Origin of the sequence: Vibrio sp. UCD-FRSSP16_30 (assembly GCF_001676025.1) — a bacterium.
GTDB lineage: Bacteria > Pseudomonadota > Gammaproteobacteria > Enterobacterales > Vibrionaceae > Vibrio.
Map to the genome: position 1 here is coordinate 1 of NZ_LZFW01000029.1, position 2971 is coordinate 2971.

The window sequence follows — 2971 nt, forward strand, 5'->3', positions numbered from 1 at the left end:
TTTTGAAGTGCAGGGTGCAGGGTACAGTCGCGGCACCGACAACCAGTGGTCAGCCAGGTCCGATCACAACCACGGTGGTTGCACCAACGAACCCAACCACTCAAGCGTCATTACCTCAAGTAACCGATACGCCGCCGACATTAACCCCACTTGCCCCAGTGCCAACTAACGCAGTGACGTTAGATTTAACCGATGGCAGTGATACCGGCAGCAGTCACAGTGATGATTTAACCTCATCACAAACGCCTATCATGTCGGGTACGACGGACATTCCATTCTCGGTGGTGACCATCAGCGAAAATGGCAAGGTCCTGGGTACGGCGACTTCGGATGAATACGGGTCTTATCGCGTTCAACTATCGAAGTTAGATGGTTCAGGTGCGGGTATAGAGCACACGTTAACAGCAGAAGCGGTTGCACCATCAATGGACGCTTCCCAAGCGGTGAAATCTTCGCCATTGGTAATGACAATTGACACGTCAATACAGGATCCGATACTACAAGTACCGACTCCACATTTAGGTCATGAGTACAATGCGAATGAAGTGGGGCCTAATGGCACCATTACGGTAGCCATTAAGTTACCAACCGATGCGGTAGTTGGTGATACCTTAACCATTACGGACGGTCAAGGGCACAAAACGGTTCATGCATTAACGGATACCGACGTGCAGCAGCATTCCGTTGCGCACGAAGTGGCACCAGGTCATGACATTAAAGTAACGTTGACCGATCAGGCGGGTAACACGTCACAAGAGGTGAGTGCGACACTGGCCACAGCCGATACGAAGATCCCAGATGCACCGACACTGCATTGGCCAAACGCCTTAAATCCAGATCATAACTCGAACAATGCCCCAGAGATATTGGGTCATGCCGAGCCGAATGCACACGTCGCCATTTCGATTGATGGTACCGTGGTTCATACGGTGATAACGGGTAAAGATGGTTCGTTCTCTTATACGCCGAATCCGGTACTGGGTGACGGTCATCATGAYATTACAGCCACAGCAACGGATGCGGCGGGCAACGTTTCTCCTGCCAGTAAACCGCTGGATACCACCGTTGATACCACCGCGCCAGRTACGCTTAAGGTGAGCTTAGAGCATGATACAGGCCGTTCTGGTACAGATYTTATTACGCAAAATGGGCAGCTGCACATTGAGAGTCAAGAAGCGGGCTCAACATTAGAGTACTCCATCGATAATGGTAAAACGTGGTCAAACAGTTTTGCCCCTAAGGCGGGAGATAATACGGTCAGCGTAAGACAAGTGGATGCGGCGGGTAATSCRTCATTGGCCTCTACCGATCTTAAATTTACGTTAGATAATGCGGCGAGCGCGCCGACCGTGACGTTAACCACAGACAGTGGCAGTTCAGCAACGGATAAGTTGACGAATATTGGCACGCTCGAAGTGACCGATACGGAACCCAATGCGTTAACTGAGTATTCAACCGATGGTGGCCAATCATGGTCGAGCACCTTCACTGCAGTGGAAGGGCCGAATAACGTTGAAGTGCGTCAAACGGACGTGGCGGGGAATCGTTCAGCCTCGACTTCAATCAGCTTTACGCTTGATACGAAGGTGACGGATCCGACATTGATTGTGCCACAGGCGCAATCAGGTCATGAGTACAATGCGAATGAAGTGGGTGCTGATGGCACCATTACGGTGGCCATTAAGTTACCGGCTGATGCGGCAATTGGTGATACCTTAACCATTATGGACGGTCAAGGGAAAAACACAGCTTATGTCTTAACAGATAATGACGTTAAGCACTCGTTAGTGTCTCACGAAGTGTTGCCGGGTCATGACATCAAAGTGACGTTGACAGACCAAGCGGGTAACACGTCACAAGAGATGAGTGCGACACTGGCCACAGCCGATACGAAGATCCCAGATGCACCGACACTGCATTGGCCAAACGCCTTAAATCCAGGTCATAACTCGAACAATGCCCCAGAGATATTGGGTCATGCCGAGCCGAATGCACACGTCGCCATTTCGATTGATGGTACCGTAGTTCATACGGTGATAACGGGTAAAGATGGTTCGTTCTCGTATACGCCGAATCCGGTACTGGGTGACGGTCATCATGACATCACGGCCACAGCCACGGATGCGGCGGGCAACGTTTCTCCTGCCAGTAAACCGCTGGATACCACCGTTGATACCACCGCGCCAGATACGCTTAAGGTGAGCTTAGAGCATGATACAGGCCGTTCTRSWACAGAYCTKATTACGCAARATGGGCAGCTGCACATTGAGRGTCAAGAAGCGGGCTCAACATTAGAGTACTCCATCGATAATGGTAAAACGTGGWYAAACAGTTTTGYYCCTAAGGCGGGAGATAATACGGTCAGCGTAAGACAAGTGGATGCGGCGGGTAATGCATCATTGGCCTCCAATGAGCTTGATTTTACGTTAGACAATGCGGTGAGCACACCGATCGTTCAGTTAGTTACAGACAGTGGCCGTTCATCAACGGATGGTCTGACGAATACGGGCACGTTGGATGTTCAARGTATAGAGGGYGGTGCCTTAGTTGAATACTCAACGGACGCAGGTCAAACATGGTTGGACACCTTTACAGCAAAGGAAGGGGTGAATCATGTTGAAGTGCGACAAACGGATGTGGCGGGGAATAAGTCAGCGGTCACGTTGTTTAGTTTTACGCTTGATACTAAGGTCACTGAGCCGACATTGAGTGTGCCACAGGCGCAATCAGGTCATGAGTACAATGCGAATGAAGTAGGGCCTGATGGCACCATTACGGTAGCCATTAAGTTACCAATCGATGCGACAGTTGGTGATACCTTAACCATTACGGACGGCCAAGGGAAAAACAGAGCTTATGTCTTAACGGATAATGACGTTAAGCACTCGTTAGTGTCTCACGAAGTGTTGCCGGGTCATGACATTAAAGTGACGCTGACCGATCAGGCGGGTAACACGTCACAAGAGATGAG

The 2971-nt window shown here is 50.3% G+C and carries 1 protein-coding gene; it reads left to right on the forward strand.

The window, feature by feature from the left end; translation table 11 throughout:
- Positions 1 to 14: 14 nt before the first annotated feature.
- The coding region (locus A9260_RS11450) for an Ig-like domain-containing protein (RefSeq protein ID WP_197488355.1) at positions 15 to 2971 on the forward strand (2957 nt) is incomplete at its 3' end.